Annotated in this window: 22 protein-coding genes; 15 read left to right on the forward strand and 7 right to left on the reverse strand. The window is 73.7% G+C overall.

Going from position 1 to position 23193, the window contains the following annotated elements:
• Positions 1 to 99: 99 nt before the first annotated feature.
• Positions 100 to 1353 (reverse strand): DUF11 domain-containing protein, encoded by a 1254-nt coding sequence (locus EV384_RS09450; RefSeq protein WP_130332064.1) that lies wholly within the window; start codon positions 1351 to 1353, stop codon positions 100 to 102.
• 94 nt (positions 1354 to 1447) lie between these two features.
• On the opposite strand from EV384_RS09450, the gene EV384_RS09455 reads away from it, so the two are divergent.
• A complete protein-coding gene (locus EV384_RS09455) occupies positions 1448 to 2392 on the forward strand; it encodes a lytic polysaccharide monooxygenase auxiliary activity family 9 protein (RefSeq protein ID WP_130332066.1) in 945 nt (314 codons plus the stop codon).
• A gap of 97 nt (positions 2393 to 2489) precedes the next feature.
• Here EV384_RS09455 and mgrA read toward each other — a convergent pair whose 3' ends face one another.
• Positions 2490 to 3485: an L-glyceraldehyde 3-phosphate reductase gene (gene mgrA, locus EV384_RS09460; protein WP_278045592.1), complete on the reverse strand. Its 996-nt coding sequence runs from the start codon at positions 3483 to 3485 to the stop codon at positions 2490 to 2492.
• Between the two features lie 110 nt (positions 3486 to 3595).
• Between mgrA and EV384_RS09465 the strand changes: the two genes are divergently transcribed.
• The 8 genes from EV384_RS09465 (at position 3596) to EV384_RS09500 (ending at position 12280) form a co-directional block, all read left to right on the forward strand.
• Positions 3596 to 4564: an aldo/keto reductase gene (locus EV384_RS09465; protein ID WP_130332070.1), complete on the forward strand. Its 969-nt coding sequence runs from the start codon at positions 3596 to 3598 to the stop codon at positions 4562 to 4564.
• 5 nt (positions 4565 to 4569) lie between these two features.
• Positions 4570 to 5067, forward strand: coding sequence for a hemerythrin domain-containing protein (locus EV384_RS09470; RefSeq protein ID WP_130332072.1), 498 nt, complete (start codon positions 4570 to 4572; stop codon positions 5065 to 5067).
• 73 nt (positions 5068 to 5140) lie between these two features.
• Positions 5141 to 6424: a sensor histidine kinase gene (locus EV384_RS09475; RefSeq protein WP_130332074.1), complete on the forward strand. Its 1284-nt coding sequence runs from the start codon at positions 5141 to 5143 to the stop codon at positions 6422 to 6424.
• Positions 6421 to 7071, forward strand: a complete 651-nt coding sequence (locus EV384_RS09480) for a response regulator transcription factor (protein WP_130332076.1) — start codon at positions 6421 to 6423, stop codon at positions 7069 to 7071. Before EV384_RS09475 ends, EV384_RS09480 begins: the two co-directional genes overlap by 4 nt.
• Before the next feature lie 94 nt (positions 7072 to 7165).
• A complete protein-coding gene (locus EV384_RS09485) occupies positions 7166 to 8224 on the forward strand; it encodes a hypothetical protein (protein ID WP_130332078.1) in 1059 nt (352 codons plus the stop codon).
• A gap of 47 nt (positions 8225 to 8271) precedes the next feature.
• Positions 8272 to 9726 (forward strand): sigma 54-interacting transcriptional regulator, encoded by a 1455-nt coding sequence (locus tag EV384_RS09490; RefSeq protein ID WP_130332080.1) that lies wholly within the window; start codon positions 8272 to 8274, stop codon positions 9724 to 9726.
• 2 nt (positions 9727 to 9728) lie between these two features.
• Positions 9729 to 11681, forward strand: coding sequence for a vWA domain-containing protein (locus EV384_RS09495; RefSeq protein WP_130332082.1), 1953 nt, complete (start codon positions 9729 to 9731; stop codon positions 11679 to 11681).
• Positions 11682 to 11803: 122 nt separating this feature from the next.
• Positions 11804 to 12280, forward strand: coding sequence for a hypothetical protein (locus EV384_RS09500; protein WP_130332084.1), 477 nt, complete (start codon positions 11804 to 11806; stop codon positions 12278 to 12280).
• 110 nt (positions 12281 to 12390) lie between these two features.
• On the opposite strand, the gene EV384_RS09505 is transcribed toward EV384_RS09500, so the two are convergent.
• Positions 12391 to 13380, reverse strand: a complete 990-nt coding sequence (locus tag EV384_RS09505) for a GlxA family transcriptional regulator (protein WP_130332086.1) — start codon at positions 13378 to 13380, stop codon at positions 12391 to 12393.
• A gap of 52 nt (positions 13381 to 13432) precedes the next feature.
• On the opposite strand from EV384_RS09505, the gene EV384_RS09510 reads away from it, so the two are divergent.
• Positions 13433 to 14734: an MFS transporter gene (locus tag EV384_RS09510; RefSeq protein WP_130332088.1), complete on the forward strand. Its 1302-nt coding sequence runs from the start codon at positions 13433 to 13435 to the stop codon at positions 14732 to 14734.
• Positions 14735 to 14786: 52 nt separating this feature from the next.
• On the opposite strand, the gene EV384_RS09515 is transcribed toward EV384_RS09510, so the two are convergent.
• The 3 genes from EV384_RS09515 to EV384_RS09525 are packed head-to-tail and all read right to left on the reverse strand — an operon-like array spanning position 14787 to position 16384.
• Positions 14787 to 15524, reverse strand: a complete 738-nt coding sequence (locus EV384_RS09515) for an RICIN domain-containing protein (protein WP_130332090.1) — start codon at positions 15522 to 15524, stop codon at positions 14787 to 14789.
• 58 nt (positions 15525 to 15582) lie between these two features.
• Positions 15583 to 15867 carry a DUF427 domain-containing protein gene (locus EV384_RS09520; RefSeq protein ID WP_130332092.1) on the reverse strand — a complete coding sequence of 95 codons (285 nt, stop codon included), beginning with the start codon at positions 15865 to 15867 and terminating at the stop codon, positions 15583 to 15585.
• A 46-nt stretch (positions 15868 to 15913) separates the two neighbouring features.
• Positions 15914 to 16384, reverse strand: coding sequence for an aminoacyl-tRNA deacylase (locus tag EV384_RS09525; protein ID WP_242623992.1), 471 nt, complete (start codon positions 16382 to 16384; stop codon positions 15914 to 15916).
• 94 nt (positions 16385 to 16478) lie between these two features.
• On the opposite strand from EV384_RS09525, the gene EV384_RS09530 reads away from it, so the two are divergent.
• The 4 genes from EV384_RS09530 (at position 16479) to EV384_RS09545 (ending at position 20719) form a co-directional block, all read left to right on the forward strand.
• Positions 16479 to 17876, forward strand: a complete 1398-nt coding sequence (locus EV384_RS09530) for an FAD-binding oxidoreductase (protein ID WP_130332096.1) — start codon at positions 16479 to 16481, stop codon at positions 17874 to 17876.
• On the forward strand, positions 17873 to 19216 hold the full coding sequence (locus EV384_RS09535) for a class I SAM-dependent methyltransferase (protein ID WP_130332098.1): 1344 nt from the start codon (positions 17873 to 17875) through the stop codon (positions 19214 to 19216). The genes EV384_RS09530 and EV384_RS09535 overlap by 4 nt, the downstream gene beginning before the upstream one ends.
• Positions 19217 to 19305: 89 nt before the next feature.
• On the forward strand, positions 19306 to 19866 hold the full coding sequence (locus EV384_RS09540) for a winged helix-turn-helix domain-containing protein (RefSeq protein WP_130332100.1): 561 nt from the start codon (positions 19306 to 19308) through the stop codon (positions 19864 to 19866).
• Complete coding sequence (locus EV384_RS09545) at positions 19859 to 20719, forward strand: SRPBCC family protein (RefSeq protein WP_130332102.1); 861 nt, start codon at positions 19859 to 19861, stop codon at positions 20717 to 20719. Before EV384_RS09540 ends, EV384_RS09545 begins: the two co-directional genes overlap by 8 nt.
• 109 nt (positions 20720 to 20828) lie before the next feature.
• Here the strand turns inward: EV384_RS09545 and EV384_RS09550 are convergent, their stop codons facing one another.
• Complete coding sequence (locus EV384_RS09550; protein WP_165439897.1) at positions 20829 to 21992, reverse strand: low temperature requirement protein A; 1164 nt, start codon at positions 21990 to 21992, stop codon at positions 20829 to 20831.
• A gap of 467 nt (positions 21993 to 22459) precedes the next feature.
• Between EV384_RS09550 and EV384_RS09555 the strand changes: the two genes are divergently transcribed.
• The gene (locus EV384_RS09555; RefSeq protein ID WP_165439898.1) at positions 22460 to 23128 is read left to right on the forward strand and encodes a CHRD domain-containing protein; all 669 of its coding nucleotides are present in this window, start codon (positions 22460 to 22462) and stop codon (positions 23126 to 23128) included.
• Positions 23129 to 23193 lie beyond the last annotated feature (65 nt).

Genomic DNA, 23193 nt, shown 5'->3' on the forward strand with positions numbered 1-23193 from the left:
GTGGCGCTCGACGGCGTTGAGGTCGGCGATCGTGGTGGCGGCGATGTTGCGGGTCGGGGCCGGGCATGCCGAGCGGCTCCCAGCACTCGGGCGGGTCGCTCAACCCACGACGGTGGTCTCGCTGGCCGCGTCGTTCGTCGGGTCCGGGTCGTATTCGCTGCCGGTCACCCGGGCCTGGCTGGTCACCGTGCCCCGGCCTTGGGGCCGCAGCTCGACCACCACGGTCGCGGTCGCTCCGCCGGCGAGCGTGCCGAGGTCGCACTCCACCCGGCCGACGTTGGGCGAGCCGCAGCCGCCCTGCGAGGCGCCGACGGAGAGCAGCGTGAGCCCACCTGACACCGTCGTCGACCACTCGTGGACGAGGTGGGCGGCGGACGGCGACGGACCGTGGTTGGTGACGGTCAGCGTGTAGGTGAGCGGCCGGCCGGGCGGGGTCGGGTCGGCGGATTCGCCGATCGTCACCGCCAGGTCCGCGGCGGGCAGGACGGTGACCGTGACGGCCGCGGCGTTGTTCGCCGGTTGCGGGTCCGGCTGGTCCGCGCCGATCGAGCCGGAGATCGTCCAGTTCCCCGGCGCGGACGCGGTCACCGCGATCGGCGCGACGGCCCCCGTCGACGGGGGCAGCTCCGTCGGTCCGAGGGTGCAGACGGGGTCGGTCCCGTCCGGGACGCAGGACGCGCTGGAGTGGATCGAGAGGCCGGCCGGAATCCGCAGCCGTGCGGTCACGCCGGTCGCGGTGGCCGGACCCGCGTTGGACATCGCCGCGGAGATGAAGAACAGCGTCCCCGCGTGGACGGGACCGTACGGTCCGCTCAGCTGGAGCGCGACGTCGGCCTCGGTCGGCGCCGTCACCGTCGTGGTCGCCGTCCGGGCGTTGTCGGACGGGTCCCTGTCGGGTTCCGCGGCGGACACCGTGAAGGTCATCGAGAGCGTGCCGGCCACGGTCGGCGTGACCTGGATGATCAACGGGGACGCCATCCCGCTCGCACCCAACGTCGCCAGGTCGCAGGTCACCAGGGTCGTCGTCGCGCCGCACCGGTCGTCCCAATCCAGCGGCCGGAAGGACACCCCGGCGGGCAGCGGCGCGGTCACCCGCGTGCCGGTCGCCGTACCGGGGCCACGGTTTCCCACGGTGACCGTGTAGGAGACGGTCGAGCCGGCGAGCACCGGGTCGGGACCGTCGCTGACGTCCGAGACGAACAGGTCCACCCGCTCCGCCGCGTGGGCCGGGGCGGCGGGGACGACGAGGGAGACGAGGCCGAGCAGAAGAGCGGGCAGGAGTCGGGTGCGGGCGAAGCGGGACATCGGCATCTCCTCTCCCCAGCCCTCGACGACGAGGACTTCCGGAGGCATCCAGTCAGGGAAATGTACCGCTGCGCCGGACCGCTCGTCGCCCCGTCGAACTGTTGACGTCGCGCGCCCGTACCAGTGGGCGGAGGTCGATCACATGGCCGTACGCCGAATCCTCGCCGCCGTCGCGGCCGCCACCGCGATCCTGCTCCTCACCGCCGCGCCCGCCGCCGCGCACGGCGCACCGACCAACCCGCTCAGCCGGGCGGCGGCCTGCGGCCCGGAGGGCGGCCAGGCGGCGACGCCGGCCTGCCGCGCGGCGATCGCGGCCGGTGCGGCGGTACGGGAGTGGGACAACATCCGGGTCGCCCGGATCGACGGCCGGGACCGGGAACGGATCCCCGACGGTGAGCTGTGCAGCGGCGGGCTCTCCGCGTACCGGGGGCTGGACCTGCCACGCACCGACTGGCCGGCGACGACGCTGACCTCCGGTGGCCGGTACACCTTCCGGTACCGGACCACGATCCCGCACCGGGGCACGTTCCGGCTCTACGCCACCACCGCCGCCTACGACCCGAGCCGGCGGCTGACCTGGGCCGACCTCGACCCGCGGCCGTTCCTGACGGTCGCCGACCCGCCGCTGCGGGACGGCGCGTACCAGATGCCGGGGCGGCTGCCCGCGGACCGCAGCGGCCGGCACCTGATCTACATCATCTGGCAGAACTCCGACACCCAGGACACCTACTACTCCTGCTCCGACGTGGTGTTCCGGTCGTCCGCCGGGGCCGCGTCCGGTGCCCGCGGCGGCCCGTCGGCCAGCCCGGCCGCCGCCGCCACGAAGCGGGCCGTCCCGCATACCGTCCCGCCGGCCGCCACGCCAAGCGGCGCGGCCGGCGTCCCGGCGGCGGAGGCCGGGGTGCCGGTGGCCTCGGTGACCGACCTCGGCGGTGTCCGCTGGCCGCTGGTGGCGGGGGCCGCCGCGGCGGTCACCGTGCTGCTGGCCGTCACCGTCGGGATGCGGCTGCGCCGGGCCGGCAGGGTGCCGGTCGACCGTTCCTGCGAGGTACGCAACCACCGCGCCGGCCGCCGCCGGATCTGGTGAGCGGGGTCAGTCCCCGGAGTAGCCACCCTTCGTGGTGGAACCACACCGCCACGGCAGTCTGGCGACGGACCATGGCGGCGCGGTCCGACAACGCGGGTCAGCCCAGGTGGTGGTCGATCTCGGCCAGCTCCTCAGCGGTGAAGTCGAGGTTGTCCAGCGCGGCCACGTTCCCCTCCAGCTGGGCCACGCTGCTCGCGCCGATGATCAGGCTGGTCATCCGCGGGTCGCGCAGCGCCCAGGCCAGCGCCAGCTGGGCCAGCGACTGGCCGCGCCGCTCGGCGATCGCGGCGAGCGCTCGGATGGTGGCCATCTTCTCCGCGCTGAGGTCGCTCTCGTTGAGGAAGACGCTGGTGCGGACCCGGGAGTCCGCGGGGATGCCACCCAGGTAGCGGTCGGTGAGCAGGCCCTGCGCGAGCGGGCTGTACGCGATGCAGCCGGCGCCGACCTTCTCCAACGTGTCGAGCAGGCCGTCGTCCTCGGTCCAGCGGTTGAGCATCGAGTACGACGGCTGGTTGATCAGCAGCGGCGTACCCAGGTCGCGCAGGATCGCCGCGGCCCGGGCGGTCTGCTCGGAGGTGTAGTTGGAGATGCCGACGTAGAGCGCCTTGCCGGAGCGGACGATGGCGTCCAGCGCGCCCATCGTCTCCTCCAGCGGGGTGTCCGGGTCGAACCGGTGCGAGTAGAAGATGTCGACGTAGTCCAGCCCCATCCGGCGCAGCGACTGATCCAGCGAGGAGATCAGGTACTTGCGGGAGCCCCACTCGCCGTACGGGCCGGGCCACATCAGATAGCCGGCCTTGCTGGAGACGACCAGCTCGTCCCGGTACGGCTTGAGGTCGGTGGCGAGCAGCCGGCCGAAGTTCTCCTCCGCCGAGCCGGGCGGCGGGCCGTAGTTGTTGGCCAGGTCGAAGTGGGTGATGCCGAGGTCGAAGGCGCGCCGGACGATGTCCCGCTGCCGCTCGAACGGCCGGTCCGGCCCGAAGTTGTGCCACAGCCCGAGCGAGATGGCGGGCAGCCGGAGCCCGCTGCGCCCGCTCCGCCGGTAGGTCATCGTGTCGTAGCGCTCATCGGCGGCAAGGTAGGTCACGATCACGACCCTAGTCCCGCCCGCACGGGAGGCGCTCAGAGGTCGTGGCGGGGGCGGGGACCGCCCGGGTCGCGGAACGGGCGTGCCGGCCCGCCTGCGCGGGTAGCTTCGAGGCCATGCGTTTCGTTCAGCTCGACACCCCCAAGCCGATCTCGAAGATCGGCCTCGGCACCTGGCAGTTCGGGTCGAAGGAGTGGGGCTACGGCCCCGACTACGAGCGCCGGGCGGCGGAGATCGTCCGGCGGGCGCTGGAGTTGGGCGTCACCCTCTTCGACACCGCCGAGCTGTACGGGTTCGGCCGCAGCGAGCGGATCCTCGGCGCGGCGCTCGGCGACGACCGGGCCAAGGTCGTGGTGGCCAGCAAGATCTTCCCGGTGCTGCCGATCGCAGCGGTGGTGCAGCAGCGCGCGGTCGCCTCCGCCGGCCGGCTCGGCGTCAGCAGCATCGACCTCTACCAGGTGCACCAGCCCAACCCGGTGGTCGCCGATACCACCACCATGCGCGGCATGCGTGCCCTCCAGGACGTCGGGCTGGTCGGCGAGGTCGGGGTCAGCAACTACAACCTGCGCCGCTGGCGGTTCGCCGAGGCCGCGCTGGGCCGCCGGGTGCTGAGCAACCAGGTCCGCTACAGCATGGTCGACCGCGGCCCCGAGGAGGACCTGATCCCGTACGCGGAGCAGGCCGGCCGGATCGTGATCGCGTACAGCCCGCTGGGGCAGGGCTTCCTCTCCGGCCGGTACGACGCGAAGAACCCGCCGAGCGGGGCGGTGCGCCGGGCCAACCCGTACTTCCTGCCGGAGAACCTGGAGCGCGGTACCGCGCTGATCGCCACGCTGCGCGAGGTCGCCGACGCCCACGACGCCACCCCCAGCCAGATCGCCCTGGCCTACCTGCTGCGCCACCCCAACGTGGTGGCCATCCCCGGCGCGTCCGGCGTTGAGCAGATGGAACGCAACGCGGCCGCCGCCGAGATCGACCTGACCGACGACGAGTACGCCGCCCTGGCCACCGAGGCCCGACAGTTCCGCCCGATCACCGGGCTGGCCGCGGTGCCGAAGCTGGTCCGCGCCCGTACCGGAAGGTGACCACGATGGACGACATCACCGCCCTCATCCTCGACGACCACGCCGCGTTCCGGCGCGGCTTCGCCCGGCTCGACGACGCCCGGGACGACGCCGAGCTGCTGGCGATCTGGGACGCGCTCGCGCTGCACCTGGACATCCACGCCGAGGCGGAGGAGACGATCCTCTACCCGCACCTGGTCAGGCACGGCGACGACGGCGAGGACGAGACCTCCGACGCGATCGGCGACCACAACAAGATCCGGGACGCGATCGCCGAGTCGAAGCTGCACCCGGTCGGCTCGGACGAGTGGTGCGCGGCGGTGTGGACGGCCCGCCGGGAGAACAGCGAGCACCTGGCCGAGGAGGAGGACGAGGCGCTGCCCGACTTCCGCCGGCACGCCAGCGCCGAGCTGCGGGCGGAGCTGGGGTCGCGCTGGCTGAAGTTCTACGGCGAGCACAAGAACGGCCGCAACCTGCGCTTCCAGGACAAGGACCCGGAGAAGTACGTCGAAGAACACCGCTGAGACGCCTCGGTGGGCGGCGATCTCCCCGATGTGGGGGAGCCGGCGGGGCGCCGGTCGGCGGGAGAATGGCCCGGTGACTCCCCGGGAGGTGCTGAGGCCGCTGGTTCGCGGCAGCACGTGGCGGCGGGCCGTGTTCCTGCTGCTCGGCGGGGTGCTCGTGCTGCCGTACGCGCTGCTCGCTGCGGCCTTCGCCCAGTTGCTGGCCAACGACGACGTACCCCGCCCGGCGGGTGCGGGGTTGCTGCTGGTGGGCGCGGTGCTCGCGGCCGTGCCGGTCTTCCTGGCCGGCAGCCGGGCGCTGGAGATCGCCGCCGCCCGGGCGCTGCTCGCGGTCGACCTGCCGGAGCCGGCGGCGGGCTGGCGGATCGACCGGGAGACCCGGCTGCGTTCCGCGCTCTGGATCGCCCTGCACCTGGTCACCGGAGGCCTGGTGCTCTTCGCGGCGATCAGCGCGTTCCCCATGGCGCTGGTCTTCATCGCCCAGCAGTTCGGCCTCGACGTCGGGGCGGCGGACGTCGACGGGCTCGGTCCGCTGGCCGGTCGGGACCCGCGCTGGATGACCCTGACCGGGGTGGTGCTGCTGGTCGGGCTCGGGTACGCCGTCGCCGGGCTGGGCGCGCTCGCCGCGTCGATGGCGCCGGTGCTGCTCGGCCCGTCCCAGGGGGAGCGGCTCGCCGCCCTGGAGGCCAGGGCCACCCGACTGGCCGAGCGGAACCGGCTCGCCCGGGAACTGCACGACTCCGTCGGGCACGCCCTGACAGTGGCGACCCTCCAGGCCGGCGCCGCCCGGGAACTGCTCGACGCCGACCCGGAGTTCGCCCGCCGGGCGCTCACCGCGATCGAGGAGACCAGCCGGCACGCGATGGACGACCTGGACCACGTGCTCGGGCTGCTCCGGGAGACCGAGGCCGGGGCGCGGGTACCGGCCGGCACCGCGCCGCAGCGCACCCTGACCGAGCTGGACCGGCTGGTCGCCGACACGCGGGCCACCGGGCTGGCGGTCCACGCGCGGGTCAGCGGGGCGCTCGCCGACCTGCCGGCGGCGGTGTCCCGGGAGGGGTACCGGATCGTCCAGGAGGGGCTGACCAACGCCGCCCGCTACGGCCGCGGCCCAGTGACGCTGCGGGTCGACGTACCCCCGGACGGTCTGGAGATCGAGCTGGTCAATAGCCTCGCCGGCGCGACCGGGCCGCCACGCGACGGACGTGGCCTCGCCGCGTCCCACGGCGGCGGGCGCGGCCTGGACGGCATGCGGGAACGGGTGCTGCTGCTCGGCGGCCGGATCACCGCCGGGCCGGCGGACGGACGGTGGCTGGTCCGGGTCCAGCTGCCGACCCCGAGGGGTGAACCGCGATGACCACGGACGTGCTGATCGTCGACGACGACGAGCTGATCCGGGTCGGGCTGCGGGCGATCATCGACGCCCAGCCGGACCTGCGGGTGGTCGGGGAGGCCGCCGACGGCGCCGAGGTGCCGCCGCTGGTGGCGAAGCTGCGTCCCCAGGTGGTGCTGATGGATGTCCGGATGCCGGCCATCGACGGCATCCAGGCCACCCGGCGCCTGCTCGCCACCTCGGCCGACCCGCCCCGGGTCCTGGTGATCACCACCTTCGCCAACGACGAGTACGTCTACGACGCGCTGCGCGTCGGGGCCAGTGGCTTCCTGCTCAAGCGGGCCCGCCCGACCGAGGTGGTGGAGGCGATCCGGGTGGTGGCGGCCGGTGAGTCGCTGCTCTTCCCGGCGGCGATCCGCCAGCTCGTCGGCGCGTACGGCGGGCGGGGCGGCGACGGGCTGCGCTCCGCCCGGCTCACCGACCGGGAGGCGGAGGTGCTCCGGCTGATGACCACCGGCCTGTCCAACACCGAGATCGCCGCGCACCTGGTGGTCGGGGCCGAGACGGTGAAGACGCACGTCGGTAACGTGCTGGCCAAGCTCGGCGTCCGGGACCGCACCCAGGCGGTCATCGCCGCGTACGACTCCGGTTTCGTCGTCCCTTCCGGCTGAGCGTTCCCGGCGGGCCGAGCCGTCCCCCGGCCGGGGGAGCGGGTTCACCGTCGCACGGGAGGGCTCGCGGCGCCCGCCCGCCGAGGCTGGAGCCATGACGACGACAACCATCGTTCCCACCCACCGCGCCGGGCGGGCCGCGCCGCTCGCCGCCGGCTGGCTCGGGCTCTGGGGCGTCCTCGCCCTGGTCGCCACGGTCACCGGCACCGGCTACCCGTTCGGCGTCGACGACCCGGACGGCGACGCCAACCTGCTGCGGCTGATCCCCGATCCGGTCGGGCCGCCGCTCTTCGCGGCGCTGCTGCTGACCGCGGCGGTCGCCGCGCTCGCCATGAACGAGCCGGCGCACCCGTCCCGGCCGCTGCGGGCCCTGCTGCTCGGCTACGGCTGGACGGTCGCCTTCGTCCTGGCCGTGGTCGTGCCGGACGCCCGGGTACTGATCATCCTCGGCTACGCGCCGATGCTCCTCCTCGGGGCGCCGTTCGGCTGGCCGCCGGTCGACTACGCCGACGTCTTCACCTGGGCGCTGTTCGCCAGGGCCGCCGCGATGGCCGGCGGGGTGCTGCTGGCCCTGGCGGTGCTGGGCTGGCAGCGGCGTACCGCCGGGGCCTGCCCCGGCTGCGGCCGGGACGGCGCCGACCACGGCTGGACCACCCCCGCCGCCGCGGCCCGGTGGGGCCGGTGGGCGGCGTACGTCGCCGCGGCCATCCCCACCCTGTACGCGCTCACCCGGTTCGCCTGGGCGGCCGGCATCCCGCTCGGCATCCCCCGCAGCTTCCTCGACGAGATGCAGGAGAGCGGACTGGTCTGGGCCGGCGCCGGGCTGGGGGCGTTCGCCGTGGTCGGCGCGATCCTCACCCTCGGGCTGGTGCAGCGCTGGGGTGAGCGGTTCCCGCGCTGGATGGTCGGCCTGGCCGGCCGTCGGGTGCCGGTGCTGCTCGCGGTCGTCCCGGCAGCCCTGGTCTCGCTGGCGGTCACCGCGGCCACCCTCGGCCTGGTCACCAACCCGGAGTTCTGGCACCTGACCGGCGGGTTCAGCATGGCCAGCGCGCCGATGCTGCTCTGGCCGTTCTGGGGGCCGGCGCTCGCCGCCGCCACCTACGCCTACCAGCTGCGCCGCCGGGGCGTCTGCCGGCGCTGCGACCGGGGCTGATCTCCGATCGGCGGGACCGGACAGAATCGTGAGCTAGCGTTGCTCGGGTGACTGCGCCAAACCAGGTTTCCCCGGTCCCGCCCGCCGACCTGCCCGGCACGCTCGGTGAACTGCGGGCGTCCGGCCACCACTACCGCACGGTCAAGCAGGAGATCCGCGACAACCTCCTCGCCCGGATGCGCTCCGGCGAGGACCGTTTCCCCGGCATCGTCGGGTACGAGGACACCGTGCTGCCCGAGGTCGAGCGGGCCCTGCTCGCCGGCCACGACATGGTGCTGCTCGGCGAGCGCGGCCAGGGCAAGACCCGGCTGATCCGCTCGCTCGGCGCGCTGCTCGACGAGTGGACCCCCGTCATCCCCGGCTCGGTGCTCAACGAGCACCCGCTGCACCCGCTCACCCCGGCCTCCCGCGCGCTGGTCGCCGAGGCCGGCGACGACCTGCCGGTCGGCTGGCTGCACCGCTCGATGCGGTACGGCGAGAAGCTGGCCACCCCGGACACCAGCGTCGGCGACCTGATCGGCGACGTCGACCCGATCCGGATCGCCCAGGGGCGCACCCTCGGCGACCCCGAGACGATCCACTTCGGGCTGGTGCCCCGCACCAACCGGGGCATCTTCGCCGTCAACGAGCTGCCCGACCTGGCCGAACGCATCCAGGTGGCGCTGCTCAACGTGCTGGAGGAGCGGGACATCCAGGTCCGCGGCTACCAGCTGCGGCTGCCGCTGGACCTGCTCCTGGTGGCCAGCGCCAACCCGGAGGACTACACCAACCGGGGCCGGATCATCACCCCGCTGAAGGACCGCTTCGGCGCGGAGATCCGCACCCACTACCCGGTCGACCTGGAGCTGGAACTGGCCTTGATCCGGCAGGAGGCCGATCTGGTCGCCGACGTGCCCGAGCACGTGCTGGAGGTGCTGGCCCGGTTCGCCCGCGCGGTCCGCGAGTCGCCGTCGGTGGACCCGCGCTCCGGCGTCTCCGCCCGCTTCGCGATCGCCGCCGCCGAGACGGTCGCCGCCGCCGCGCTGCGCCGCGCCGGCCTGCTCGCCGCCGGTCCCGCTCCCGAGGGGGTACGCCCCGAGGCGCCGGTCGCCCGGGTCGGCGACGCGGTCTCCGTCACCTCCACGCTGCGCGGCAAGGTCGAGTTCGAGAGCGGCGAGGAGGGGCGGGAGATCGAGGTGCTGGCCCACCTGCTGCGTACCGCCACCGCCGAGACGTTCCGGGCCCGGCTGGCCGGGCTGGACCTGTCCGGGTTCACCGCGCTGGTCGCCGAGGACGGGGTGATCGAGACCGGGGAGCTGGTCTCCTCGGCCGAGCTGCTGCGCCAGGTCGGCACCGTGCCGGGGCTGGCCAAGGCGCTGGACCGGCTGGGGCTGGGCGACGCGCCGACTCCGGAGCAGGCCGCCGCCGGGGTCGAGTTCGTCCTGGAGGGGTTGCACCTTACCCGCCGGCTCGGCAAGGACGTCACCGCGTCGGGTCGCACCGTCTACGGCGGCCGGGGCTGACCATGGCCGGCAACCGGTTCCGGTACGGCCAGTGGCGGGGCGGGCCCGACCCGCTCGCCCCGCCGTACGACGTGCGCGCCGCGGTGGACGCGGTCGGCGCGGAGGTGCTGAACGGCGGGAGCCTCCGGGAGGCGCTGCGCGACCTGCTGCGCCGTGGCCCGCAGGGGCGGGGCGGCCTGGACGACCTGGCCGCCCGGGCCCGGCGGCTGCGCCGCGACGCGCTGCGCCGGGGCGACCTGGACGGCGCGGTCACCCGCGCCCGGGCCCTGCTCGACCAGGCCCTCGCCGCCGAGCGGGACGAGCTGCGTGGCCGCGACGGCGACGACGCCCGCTTCGCCGAGGCGGTGCTGGACAACCTGCCCCGCTCCACCGCCCGCGCGGTGGAGGAGCTCTCCGGCTACCAGTGGGCCAGCGACGAGGCCCGGCAGACGTACCAGCGGATCCTCGACGGGCTCCGCGGCGAGGTGCTGGAACAGCGCTTCGCCGGGCTGCGGGACGCCGCCCGGGCGGCCGCCGACCCGGCCGTGCAGCGGCAGCTCGGCGAGATGATGCGGGACCTCAACGACCTGCTGGCCCGGCACGCCCGCGCCGAGGACACCACCGATGCGTTCGCCGAGTTCATGCGCCGGCACGGCGAGTTCTTCCCGGAGCAGCCGAAGGACGTCGACGAGCTGGTTGACGTGCTGGCCCGCCGGGCGGCGGCCGGGGAGCGGCTGATGCGGTCGCTGTCCGACCGGCAGCGGGAGGAGCTGGCCGGGCTGATGCGCCAGTCGCTCGGCGAGCAGCTGGCCGGCGAGCTGTCCGCGCTCGACGCCCACCTGCAGGCGCTGCGCCCCGACCTGAACTGGCAGCGCGGGGAGCGGGTCCGCGGTGACCAGCCGCTCGGCTACGGCGAGGCGACCGGGGCGCTCGGCGAGATCGCCGAGCTGGACGAGCTGTTGGACTCCCTCGACCAGGAGCACGCGGGCGCCACCCTCGACGACGTCGACGTCGACGCGGTGGCCCGGACGCTGGGTCGGGACGCCGCCGACGACGTACGCCGGCTGCGGGAGCTGGAGCGGGAGCTGCGCCGGCAGGGCTGGGTGAGCCGGGACGCGGACGGGCTGACCCTGAGCCCGAAGGCGCTGCGCCGGCTCGCCGGGACCGCGCTGCGCCGGGTCTTCGCCGACCTGACCGCCGGGCCGCGCGGCCAGCACGACCTCCGCTCGGCGGGTGCCGCCGGCGAGGTCAGCGGGGCGTCCCGGCAGTGGGAGTACGGCGACGAGCAGCCCCTCGACGTGGTGCGCACCCTCACCCGCGCGGTCCGCCGGGCCGGCCCGACTGTGCCGGTGCAGCTGGCGGTCGAGGACTTCGAGGTGGTGGAGACCGAGCGGCGGGCGTCGGCGGCGGTGGCGCTCTGCGTGGACCTGTCGTACTCGATGATCTCGCAGGGGCGGTGGGGGCCGATGAAGCAGACCGCCCTCGCGCTGTCGCACCTGGTGGCGACCCGGTTCCCGCAGGACGCGCTGCAGATCATCGGCTTCGGCCGGGAGGCGCTGCCGCTGACCCAGCAGGAGCTGGCGGCGGTGGAGCCGGACATGGAGCAGGGCACCAACCTGCAGCACGCGTTGCGGCTGGCCGGTCGGCACCTGCGCCGCCACCCGGGCGCGGAGCCGGTGGTGCTCGTGGTCACCGACGGCGAACCCACCGCCCACCTCGACCCGGAGGACGGCGAGGCGTACTTCCACTGGCCGCCGCTGCCGGAGACGATCGAGGCGACGATCCGCGAGGTGGACAAGCTCACCCGCTACGGCGCCACGCTCAACCTCTTCATGCTCGGCGACGACCCGGGCCTGCGCCGCTTCGTCGACGCCGTGGCCCGCCGCTCCAAGGGCCGCATGTTCACCCCGGACCTGGACGACCTGGGCGAGTACGTCGTCAGCGACTACCTCCGCGCCCGCCACGGCCGCCGCTGACCCCTCCCCGCCCCCTCGCCCCGTCGATCATGGAGTTGTGGTCGTGGACGAATCCCCTCATCCGGGTGAAATGGAGGCCATAACTCCCTGATCGACGGGTGGGGGCGGGGTTGACTGCGGGGATGGAGAGTGGGGGGTTGCGGCGGGTCTATGACGAGGTGCTCGAGGAGGTGGACGCGGGCGGGTTCGGGGCGCCGGCCGAGGGGGAGCTGAGCGCGGAGCAGATCGTGGCGCACCTGGCCGCCAACGACGAGCTGCTGAGCGAGGCGACCGAGGCGGTGCTCGCCGGGTCGCCGTTCGCCTACTACGACCTGGAGACGATCCACCGCCCGCAGCTCGACGCGCTGGTCTCCGAGTGCGGCGGGCTGGACGGGGTGGGCAGCCTGCTCCGGGCGACCAGCCAGAAGCTCTGCGTGCTGGTCGAGCGGCTCGGCCCGGCCGCCGACACCCCGGTCGAGACCCACCTGCGCGAGGGCTTCGACCTGATCGTCGACCAACACCTGCCCTGGGGACGCACCCTCGACCTGCACACCCGCGTCCACCTCCCGATGCACCTCGCCCAACTCCGCACCCTCCGCCGCCACCCCCATCCCGCTTGACCCCCCGCTCGCCGCGATCGTGCCGTTGTTGCCTGGACGAGTGCCGCGAAAGTGTCATCCCGGCTACCGGAGTGCCCGGTCGCCGGAGCCGCAGCCGGAGCCGGCAGGGGTTAGGCGGTGTGGTGGAAGGTGCGACGGTAGGCCGTGGGGGCGACGCCGACGCGGTGGTGGAAATGCTGGCGCAGGGCGGCGGTGGTGCCGAAGCCGGCGTGCCGGGCCACCTGGTCGACGGTCAGGTCGGTGGTCTCCAGCAGCAGCCGGGCGTGCTCGGTGCGCTGCTGGAGCAGCCACTGCGCCGGGCTCAGCCCGGTCTCGGAGCGGAAATGCCGGGTGAAAGTGCGCACGCTCATCCGGGCGTGCGCGGCCAGGTCGCGCAGCGCGACCGGCTCGTGCAGCCGTTGCCGGGCCCACTCCCGGGTCGCCGCGGTGCCGGTCTCCGCCGCCCGGGGGATCGGCCGCTCGATGTACTGGGCCTGGCCGCCGTCCCGCCACGGCGGCATCACGCAGCGCCGCGCCGCCCGGTTGGCCACCTCGCTGCCGTGGTCGGTGCGGATGACGTGCAGGCAGAGGTCGATGCCGGCGGCCACCCCGGCCGACGTGAGCACCCCGTCGTCGATGAAGAGCACCTCCGGATCCAGGTCGACGTCCGGGTGCAGCCGGCGGAACAGGCTGGCGTACGCCCAGTGGGTGGTGGCCCGGCGGCCGTCGAGGAGCCCGGCGGCGGCCAGCACGAAGGCCCCGGTGCAGATCGACATGATCCGGGCGCCCCGCTGGTGGGCCGCCCGGAGCGCCGCCGCGACGTCCGGGTCGACCGTGCCGTCGGTCAGTGCGGGCCCGCCGTGGATGCCGGGGACGACCACCGTGTCGGCGGCCTCGATCAGCTCCAGCCCGTGGTCGGGGAGGACCCGGAAACCGGCGGTGCTGCGGACCGGCCGACCGCCCGGGGTGCAGGTGCCGACGGTGTAGAGCTGCGCCAGGTTGTCGGTGCGGGCGGTGCCGAAGACCTGGGCCGGGGTGCCGAGGTCGAGGCCGACCACCTGGTCGATGGCGAGCACCGCGATCCGGTGCGGGACGAGGGTCATGGCCCGATTATTGCGCATGATGGCTTTCCGGCCACTCGTCGTTCCGGCCGCCGATGCCGAGACTCGTACGGTGACCCGATACCGCCGTCTCCACCCGGCCTGGTCCGTCGCCGCCGTCGCCTTCGTGGCGCTGGTCGGCGCGGCCGGCTTCCGCGCCACGCCCGGGGTGCTGCTGCACCCGCTGCACGCCGAGTTCCGCTGGCCGCTGGCCACCATCTCCGCCGCCGTCTCGGTCAACCTCATGCTGTACGGGCTGACCGCGCCCTTCGCCGCCGCGCTGATGGATCGCTTCGGCATCCGCCGGGTGGTGGCCGGCGCGCTGGTGCTGGTGGCGCTCGGCAGCGGGCTGACCGTCTTCATGACCGCGAGCTGGCAGCTGATCCTCTGCTGGGGCGTTCTGGTCGGGCTGGGCACCGGGTCGATGGCGCTGGCCTTCGTGGCGACCGTCACCGGGCGCTGGTTCGTCCACCGGCGGGGCCTGGTGACCGGGGTGCTGACCGCGGGCGGGGCCGCCGGGCAGCTGGTCTTCCTGCCGCTGGTGGCGGTGCTGGTCCGCGACCACGGCTGGCGGGTGGCGGCGCTCGTCGTCGCCGGGGCCGCGCTGGCGGTCGTACCGCTGGTGGTCTGGCTGCTGCGCGAGCACCCGGCGGATCTCGGGCTGCCGGCCTACGGCGCGACCGAGGTGGTGCCCCCGACGCCGCCGGCCGGCGGCGCGGCGGCCCGGGCGGTCGGCGCGCTGGCCGAGGCCGCGCGGACCCGGCCGTTCTGGCTGCTCGCCGGGGGCTTCGCGATCTGCGGGGCGACCACCAACGGCCTGGTCGGCACCCACTTCGTGCCGGCCGCGCACGACCACGGCATGCCGGAGACGACCGCCGCCGGGCTGCTCGCCCTGGTCGGGCTCTTCGACATCGTCGGCACGGTGGCCTCCGGCTGGCTCACCGACCGGATGGACAGCCGGCTGCTGCTCGGCATCTACTACGCGCTGCGCGGCGCCTCGCTGCTGGTGCTGCCCGGCCTCTTCGCCGGTACGGCCCATCCGAGCATGCTGGTCTTCATCGTCTTCTACGGCCTGGACTGGGTGGCCACCGTGCCGCCGACGGTGGCGCTGTGCCGGGAGTACTTCGGCGCCTCCGGCGCGGTGGTCTTCGGCTGGGTCTTCGCCGCCCACCAGGTCGGCGCGGCAATCGCCGCCACCGGCGCCGGGCTGGTTCGGGACCGGCTCGGCGACTACGCCCTGGCCTGGTACGTGGCCGGCGCCCTGTCGATCGGCGCGGCCGGGCTCTCGCTGCTGCTGCGCCGCCGGGGACCGGCGCCCGCGCCGGTCGCGCTGCCCGTGGCGGCGGGCGGCCGGGCGTGGAGCTACCGGGGCTGAGGCCGCCTCGCCGGGCCCGGCGCCGTCCCGGCCCGGGACATGGGGGAGCCGGTCAGCCGACCGCCCACTGCTGCTCGGGCGCGCCCGTGCAGGGGGCCTGTTCGAGCTCGTCACCGGCCTCGGTGCCGGCGTCGTCGACCTGGGCGCACTTGCCGCTGTGCACGGCGACCAGCAGCACCGGGCCGGCGCCGGTCGGGGCGAGCCGCCACTGCTGGTTGGGCTGGCCGTTGCAGGACCACTGCTGCACGTCCACGCCGTCGTCGGTGCGCTGCCCGTCGACGTCCAGGCACCTGCCGCTGGCCGCGTTGGTCAGGGTGAACACGTCGGCGGCGACCGGGGTCGCCACCCACTGCTGCTCGGGCCCGCCGGTGCAGTCGGCCAGCTGCGCGTCCGCGCCCTCGGGGTCGTCGCCGGTCACCCCGACGCAGAGCCCGGAGGCGGCGGCCCGGAACACCCTGGGCCCGGCCGCCGGCGCCGGCGGGGTGGTCGGCGCGGCGGTGGGTGAGGGCGCGGCCGGGGTGGTCGGCGTGGCCTCGGTGGTCGGTGCGGCCTCGGTGGTCGGCGCCGCCCCGGTCGGCCCGTCGGCCGGCGGGGTGGGCGCGGCCGCCGCGGGCAGCACCGGCTCGTCGTCGCCGCCGAGCACGCCGGTGGCGAAGAACGCCCCGAGCAGTACGCCCACCAGCGCCACCCCGAGCGCGATCCGCATCAGCGGGTCCCGCGGCAGGCCGGGGCGGGCCGCGCGGGGGGCGCCGTACACGGTGCCGGGCGGGTCGGTGCGTGGGTCGGACATGGGGGCATCCTGACCCAACCCGACCGTCGATGGCCAGCCGCCCCGGTGCCGGGGTGACTCAGTCGACGACCCGGACGTCCTTCCAGAAGGCCACCCGGTCGCGCACCATCGCCGCCTCCGGCTTGGGGTCCGGGTAGTACCAGACCGCGTCGGCGCTGGTCTTTCCGTCGTGTTCCAGCGTGTAGTACGAGGCGGTGCCCTTCCACGGGCAGACGGTGTGCGTGGCGGAGTCGCGGATCAGGTCGTCGCGCAGCGCCGCGCGGGGAAAATAGTGGTTGCCCTCGACCACCACGGTGTCGTCGCTCTCGGCGACGATCAGGTCGTTCCAGACGGCTTTCGGCATGGCCTCACGCTATGCCGCCCACCCGGCGGCGGCCAGCGGCCGGCGGTCAGCGGGTGGGCTCGGGATCGGTGACGTCGGCCACCGTGGCCGCCAGCGCCGTGACGGCCGCGTCGGCGTCCACCGCGACGGCCAGCCCGTGCTCGCCGGCGCCGAGGGTGATCTCCCGGCCGCGCAGCCGCTCGTCGGCCACCACCGGCCAGGCGGTGGTCGAGCCGAACGGGGTGATGGTGCCGCGCTCGTAACCGGTGGCGGCCCGGGCTGCCTCGGCGTCCGGCATGGACAACCGGCTCACCCCGAGCAGGGCGCGCAGCTTGGGCCAGGAGACGACCCGGTCGCCGGGGGTGAGCACGAAGAGGTGGTCGTCCTCGCCCCGGCGTACCACGATCGTCTTGACCACGTCGGGGACCGCGACGCCGCGGGCGGCGGCGGCCTCGGCGAGGCTGCGGACCGGGCCGTGCCGGATGGCCCGGTACGGCAGGCCGGCGGCGTCGAGGGCGGCGATCGCGGGGGACGGCATGCCCGCCACGGTAACCCGGCGGCCTTGTGCGGGACGCGAAATGGCCATCGTGGACATCCCACCAGATCTGGCGGGTGAGGCGTAATGTGATCTCATGCGCGCGGAGCGTGTGGATCATCCGGTTGACCATGATCAGGCGGTGGACACGCTGCGGCGGTCGTACGCCGCGGTGCCACCCGGCGAGCCCGTGCGGCTGGCCAAGCGCACCTCCAACCTGTTCCGGCCCCGATCGGCGCCCCGGACCCCGGGGCTGGACGTCAGCGGCCTGACCGGGGTGCTCGGCGTCGACCCGGCCGCCCGCACGGCCGACGTGCAGGGCATGTGCACCTACGAGGACCTGGTCGACGCGACCCTGCCGCACGGGCTGATGCCGCTGGTGGTGCCGCAGCTGCGCACGATCACTCTGGGCGGCGCGGTGACCGGGCTGGGCATCGAGTCCACCTCCTTCCGCAACGGCCTGCCGCACGAGTCGGTGCGGGAGATGGACGTGCTCACCGGGGCGGGCGAGATCCTCACCGTCCGGCCGGAGGGCGAGCACGCCGACCTGTTCCGGGCCTTCCCCAACTCGCTGGGCAGCCTCGGCTACGCCACCCGGCTGCGCATCGAGCTGCAACCGGTCCGTCGGTACGTGGCGCTGCGCAACATCCGGTTCAGCCGGCTGGAGGAGCTGGCCGACGCGATCCGCGACGTGGTCGCCAAGGGGGAGTGGGCCGGCGAGCCGGTCGACGCGATGGACGGGGTGATGTTCAGCCCCGGCGAGGCGTACCTGCTGCTGGGGACGTTCACCGACGAGGCGGAGCGGCCCAGCGACTACACCGGCCAGGACATCTACTACCGCTCGTTGCGCCGGCGCACCCGGGACGCCCTCACCACCTACGACTATCTCTGGCGCTGGGACACCGACTGGTTCTGGTGTTCGGCGGCGTTCGGGGTGCAGCACCCGGTGGTCCGCCGGTTCTGGCCGGCGCGGTACCGGCGCAGCGACTTCTACCACCGGCTGGTCCGGCTGGAGCACCGCCACCAGGTGGCCGCGCGGGTCGACCGCTGGCGCGGCCGGCCGGCCCGGGAGCGGGTGGTGCAGGACGTGGAGATCCCGCTCGACGGCACCGCCGAGTTCCTGCGCTGGTTCGACCGGCACGTGGGGATGACCCCGGTCTGGCTCTGCCCGCTGCGGCTGCGGGAGCCGGCCGGCTTGGGATCCGCCCGGGCGTGGCCGCTGTATCCGCTCCAACCAGCCGAAACGTATGTGAACATCGGCTTCTGGGGAAGCGTGCCGATCGCCGAGGGCGCCGCCGACGGCGACGTCAACCGGGCAGTCGAGCGCGCGGTGTCGGAGGCGGGCGGGCACAAGTCGCTCTACTCGGACGCGTACTACGACCGCGCGGCGTTCGACCGGCTCTACGGCGGCGAGACCTGGCGCGCGGTGAAGGACCGTTACGACCCGGACCACCGGCTCACCGGACTCTACGAAAAGGCGGTAAGACGTCAATGAGCCTGATCGACCGTGAACAGGGGGCGGCGGACGCCCCGTCCGGCCCGCCGGCGGGAGGCCGGCGTACGGGCCCGACCGTGGCGGACGTGGTCCGTGCGGTCACCACCGGCGCGCTGCCGGTCCGCGTCACCGGTTACGACGGCAGCGCCGTCGGCCCCGCCGACGCCGGGATCACCCTGTCGATCCGCTCCGAGCGGGGCCTGTCGTATCTGCTGACCGCGCCGGGCGACCTGGGCATGGCCCGGGCGTACGTCAGCGGCGACCTGGGGCTGGAGGGCGTCCACCCGGGTGACCCGTACGAGGCGCTGCGGGTGCTCAAGGACGAGATGCCGCTGCGGTTGCCGCCGGTGGCGGAGGCGCTGGCCCTGGTGCGAGGGCTCGGCTGGGAGCGGCTGATGCCGCCCCCACCCCCGCCGCAGGAGGCGCTGCCGCGCTGGAAGCGGGTGGTGAACGGGCTGCGGCACTCGCGCACCCGGGACAGCACCGCGATCTCCCACCACTACGACGTCTCGAACGCCTTCTACGAGAAGGTGCTCGGCCCGTCGATGACGTACACCTGCGCGGTCTTCCACAGCCCGGACGACACGCTGGAGCAGGCGCAGCAGGCCAAGTACGACCTGGTCGCGAACAAGTTGGCGCTGAAGCCGGGGATGCGGCTGCTCGACGTCGGCTGCGGTTGGGGCGGCATGGTCCGGCACGCCGCCCGGGAGTACGGCGTCAAGGCGCTCGGGGTGACCCTGTCGAGGGCGCAGGCCCAGTGGGCGCAGGCGGCGATCGAGCGGGAGGGGCTGGGCGAGCTGGCCGAGGCGCGGCACCTGGACTACCGGGACGCCCCGCGCGAGCAGTTCGACGCGATCTCCTCGATCGGGCTGACCGAGCACATCGGCGTGCGCAACTACCCGGCCTACTTCGGCTTCCTGCGGGACCGGCTGCGGCCGGGCGGGCGGCTGCTCAACCACTGCATCACCCGGGCGGACAACCGGGCCCCGCACCGCTCCGGCGCGTTCATCGACCGGTACGTCTTCCCGGACGGCGAGCTGGCCGGGCCGGGCCGGCTGATCAGCGAGATCCACGACGCCGGGCTGGAGGTGCACCACGAGGAGAACCTGCGGCAGCACTACGCGCTGACCCTCGCGGGCTGGTGCCGCAACCTGGTGGAGCACTGGGACTTCTGCGTCGGCGAGGTGGGGCAGGGCACGGCCCGGGTGTGGGGGCTCTACATGGCGGGCTCGCGGATGGGGTTCGAGCGCAACGGCATCCAGCTGCACCAGATCCTCGCCACTCACAACGGCCAGGACGGCGTGAACGGCTACCCGCTGCGTCCCGACTGGACGCCGTGACGATCTGACGAGAGGGGACGGCCGCGCGGCCGTCCCCTCTCGTCGTTCCCATTGACAAAGAAGTTTTGTACGTACAAACTGATTTTGCCATGAGAGACGTCCTGTACCTGGAAGAGCGCGAGCAGGCCGAGGTCCTGCTCAAGCCGCAGCGCATCGAGGTGCTGCGGCAGCTGGCCGAGCCGCGCACCTGCACCGAGGTCGCCGCCCTGCTGGAGCAGACCCCGCAGCGGGTCTACTACCACGTCAAGCAGCTCGCGGCGGCCGGCCTTGTCGAGCAGGTCTCGACCCGCAAGGTGCGCGGCATCAGCGAGGGCATCTACCAGGCCGCCGCCCGGTCGTACTGGCTCTCGCCGCGGCTGGTCGGCCGGATCGGCGGGCTGCGCCGGGCCCGGGACGAGCTGAGCCTGGGCTACCTGCTCGACCTGATGGAGGAGGTCCAGGCCGACGTCGCGGCGCTCGACCGCACCGCGCCCGAGCTGCCGTCGATCGGCGTCTCCGGCGAGATCCGGGTGCCGGCCGAGCGGCGCCAGGAGTTCCTGCACGACCTGCAGTCGACGCTGCGGGACCTGTTCACGCGCTACGGGGGCGCCGAGGGGGACGCCTTCAAGCTCGCCGTGGCCTGCTACCCGAAAGGCGACAACCATGAGTGACCTGCTGACCGTGCGGGCCCGCCTGGCCGCGCCGGCCGAGGCCGTCCGCCACGCCCTGACCGACCCGGCCGAGCTGCGCGTCTGGCTGGCCGAGCACGCCGAGGTCGACCTGCCCCGGCGGTACGCGTTCTGGGGCCGCTTCACCCCCGAGGGCGACGCGCCGCACCAGCGGCTGCTCCACGTCGACGAGCACGTACTGCGCTTCGCCTGGCCGCTCGACGGGGTTGAGACCACCACCGAGTTCGAGCTGACGCCCGAGGGGCAGACCAGCGTCCTCACCCTGCGGCAGAGCCACTTCGACTTCGCCGAGGCGATGAGCGGCAGCAGCATCCGCGGTGTCCTGCAGACGTTCTGGGCCCTGGGGATCGCCAACCTCGCCGCCCACCTGGAGGGCCGGCCGCTGCTGCCCCGGACCGACTTCACCTCCGCCGACCTGCGCGGTGAGCTGACCATCGCCGCCCCGATGGACCGGGTGTGGCGGTCGCTGACCGACTCCGAGCAGGCCAGCGCCTGGTTCGGGTACCCGATCGGCATCGAGCCCTGGGTCGGCGGCCGGTACGCCATGGGCGGCTTCGAGTCCGGGTACGCCGCCAAGGTGGTCGACCTGGAGCCCGGCCGGAAGATGTCCGTCGACTGGGGACCGGTCGGCGTCACCACCTGGGAGCTGGCCGAGTCCGCCGGGAAGACCAAGCTGACCTTCGTGCAGAGCGGCTTCGACGAGGGCAACCCGCCGTACGCGGCCTGGAGCGGGTCCGTCGCCGGGCTGGCCGAGCTGCGCCGCTACCACGAGATGGCGGAGTGGCAGCCGATCTGGCTTTCCGTGGAGATGCCGACGGCTGACGCGACAAGCTGACCAAGGATCCGAAGGTCAGGGCCCGAGTCCCGCCGGGAGCGCACCGCAGGGAAGCCTCCGACCAGCCCAAAGGCGAGGTCGGGGGCTTCTTTCACCGCCCGGTGGCGGGCTAGCCCGCTGCCGCGCGCGGTGGAGTGGGGATGCTTGGATTACGCCGCCAGCCGGCGACGTCGCCGGCGGCAACCCCGAGGAGGATCGCCACCATCGCCGCGGCGACCGCCAGCGGCGGCACGGCGATCATCGCCGGAGCGATGGCCACCAGCACGGCGAGCCCGATCCGTCGCGAGTACGAGACCCGGCTGAACACGGTGTACTCCAAGCGGGCCCGGCCGAGCAGGAACAGCACCGGTCCGGCCATGATCGCCGCGGTCCATGCCGCGTTCGGGCGCGCCAGCGGCTGGGCGATGACGAGCCGGTCAGCGACGCTGACGGTGATGGCGGCTGCCGCGATGAGGAGATGGGTGTACGCGGTGGAACGGCCCAGGTGTGCGGGATTCGCCGACCGGGCGAGCGCCTCACACATCAGCTCACCCGCCCGGTAGATGTAGATCCGCCAGAGCAGACCGGTGACGGCGAAGGAGACCACCAGCGCGGCCACACTGTGGAGGCCGAAGTCGCTCGCCCCGAAGGTGGTTCCGGCGACGATGATGGTTCCGCCGAGGGCTACGATGACGACCTGTCGATACCGCTCGGACATGTGCGCCGCAGCGAGGCCCCACTCCGAGATCGGGGATCGGCCGGCCCTGGGTGTGGGAAAGTCGAGCCGGGCCGCCACGTACTCCATCGTGATGGCGAGCGCCCACAGCGCCAGCCGCAGCCGCTCGCTGCTGGCGGCGCCAAGCAGCCACGGCACGGCCGACACGGCGAACCAGAACAGCGTACGCATGCTCCGGCGGCGCAACTCGTGGCGGCGCAGGACGACCACCAGGTACAGACTTCGCCCCAGCTGAACCGCGACGTACGTGCCGGCGAAGAACCAGCCGCGGTGGCCGAAGGCGTCCGGCACCGCGGATGCCAGCATGAGGCTGCCCAGCATGATCCCGATGACGGTCAGCTGGGTTGAGGCCCGTTCCGGATCGAGCCGGTCGGTCATCCAGACCGTCATCATCCAGATCCACCAGATGGCTGGCAGCAGCACCGTCGCCTGCAGGAGATCGAGCCAGTCCAGGTCATCGATCAGGCCTTGGGAGACGCGGTCCAGCGCGAACACGAAGACCAGGTCGAAGAACAGCTCGAGAAATGTCACGTGCTGCGGGCTGGTGGGATCGCGCAACACCCCAGCATCGCTCGCCGGCATCGGCATGCCCTTCCGAAAGTCGGTCGCTGTTCCGCGCCCGGCTGTCGTACCACGTTGATGGACGCCGCCGAGCCGAAACGGCTCGCCCGCCGGCAGGCCGCGTCCGCAACCGCCTGCTCCACCAACTGACGTCACCAAAAGGGCCTGCTGTCACCCCATCGTGGTGCAGGGGCCCTTTCCGGTGCGAAGTCGCGCAAGACGTGGGCCGCCGGTCAACGGGTTCCGAAGATCTCTCGCGGTCGGATCAGGGAAGACGACCACGACATCGGGCAAATGTGGGAAAATTTCACCATAGGGGCGCCTGTTCAGCCCGAGTGCCGCAGCTCATCACGACTCTCGTTCTCGGCTGAACGGCGCCTTCCTGCCTGTGTCCCCCAAATGGTGGCAAACCGCCCTCAACGAGGTTGGGCCCAGGCTTCGCCTAGGAAGGAGCAGCAGTAATGGTGGGACGTACCCGACTGTGGGCAGCAACGATGGCGCTCAGCGCGGCGGTGGCGGGCACCGCCGTGGGAAGCGCGGCCATGGGCGACGGAGGAGACGACTCCCGCGACTCGCACGACTCGTTCGACTGGCGGGACGCCGGCAATCAAGACTCGCGGGACGCAGGCAACGAGCGGGAGCGGGGGACCGTGCGGGCGAAGCTCAGCGGCTTCCAGGAGGACCCGCTCACGATCTCGACGCCCGGCTCGGGTCGGTTCGTGGCGCACATCGACGAACGAGATAAAGAGATCGAGTTTCGACTGAGCTACGAGGACCTCGAGGGAGACGTCCAGCAGGCGCACATCCACTTCGGGGGGAGGCACCAGAGCGGCGGGATCGCCGTCTTCCTCTGCTCGAACCTGAAGGACGCGAAGGGCGGCGCGCCACACGGCGTTCAGCCCTGCCCCAAGTCTCCCGCCACCATCGAGGGAACCATCAAGCCCGGTGATGTCATCGGCCCGGCAGACCAGGGCATCCAGCCCGGAGAGTTCGACGAGCTCGTCGACGCGATCGAGGCCGGCGTCACGTACGCCAACGTGCACACCTCGAAGTACCCGGCGGGCGAGATCAGGGGCCAGATCAGCGACGACCAGGACGACGACCACGGTGACCACCACGGTGACGACGACTGACCGGGGTGCGCTCACTCCGGAAGGTATCCACTCATCCGGTGATGAGTGGGTGGATGCCTTCCGGG

The organism is Micromonospora kangleipakensis (assembly GCF_004217615.1).
GTDB lineage: Bacteria > Actinomycetota > Actinomycetes > Mycobacteriales > Micromonosporaceae > Micromonospora > Micromonospora kangleipakensis.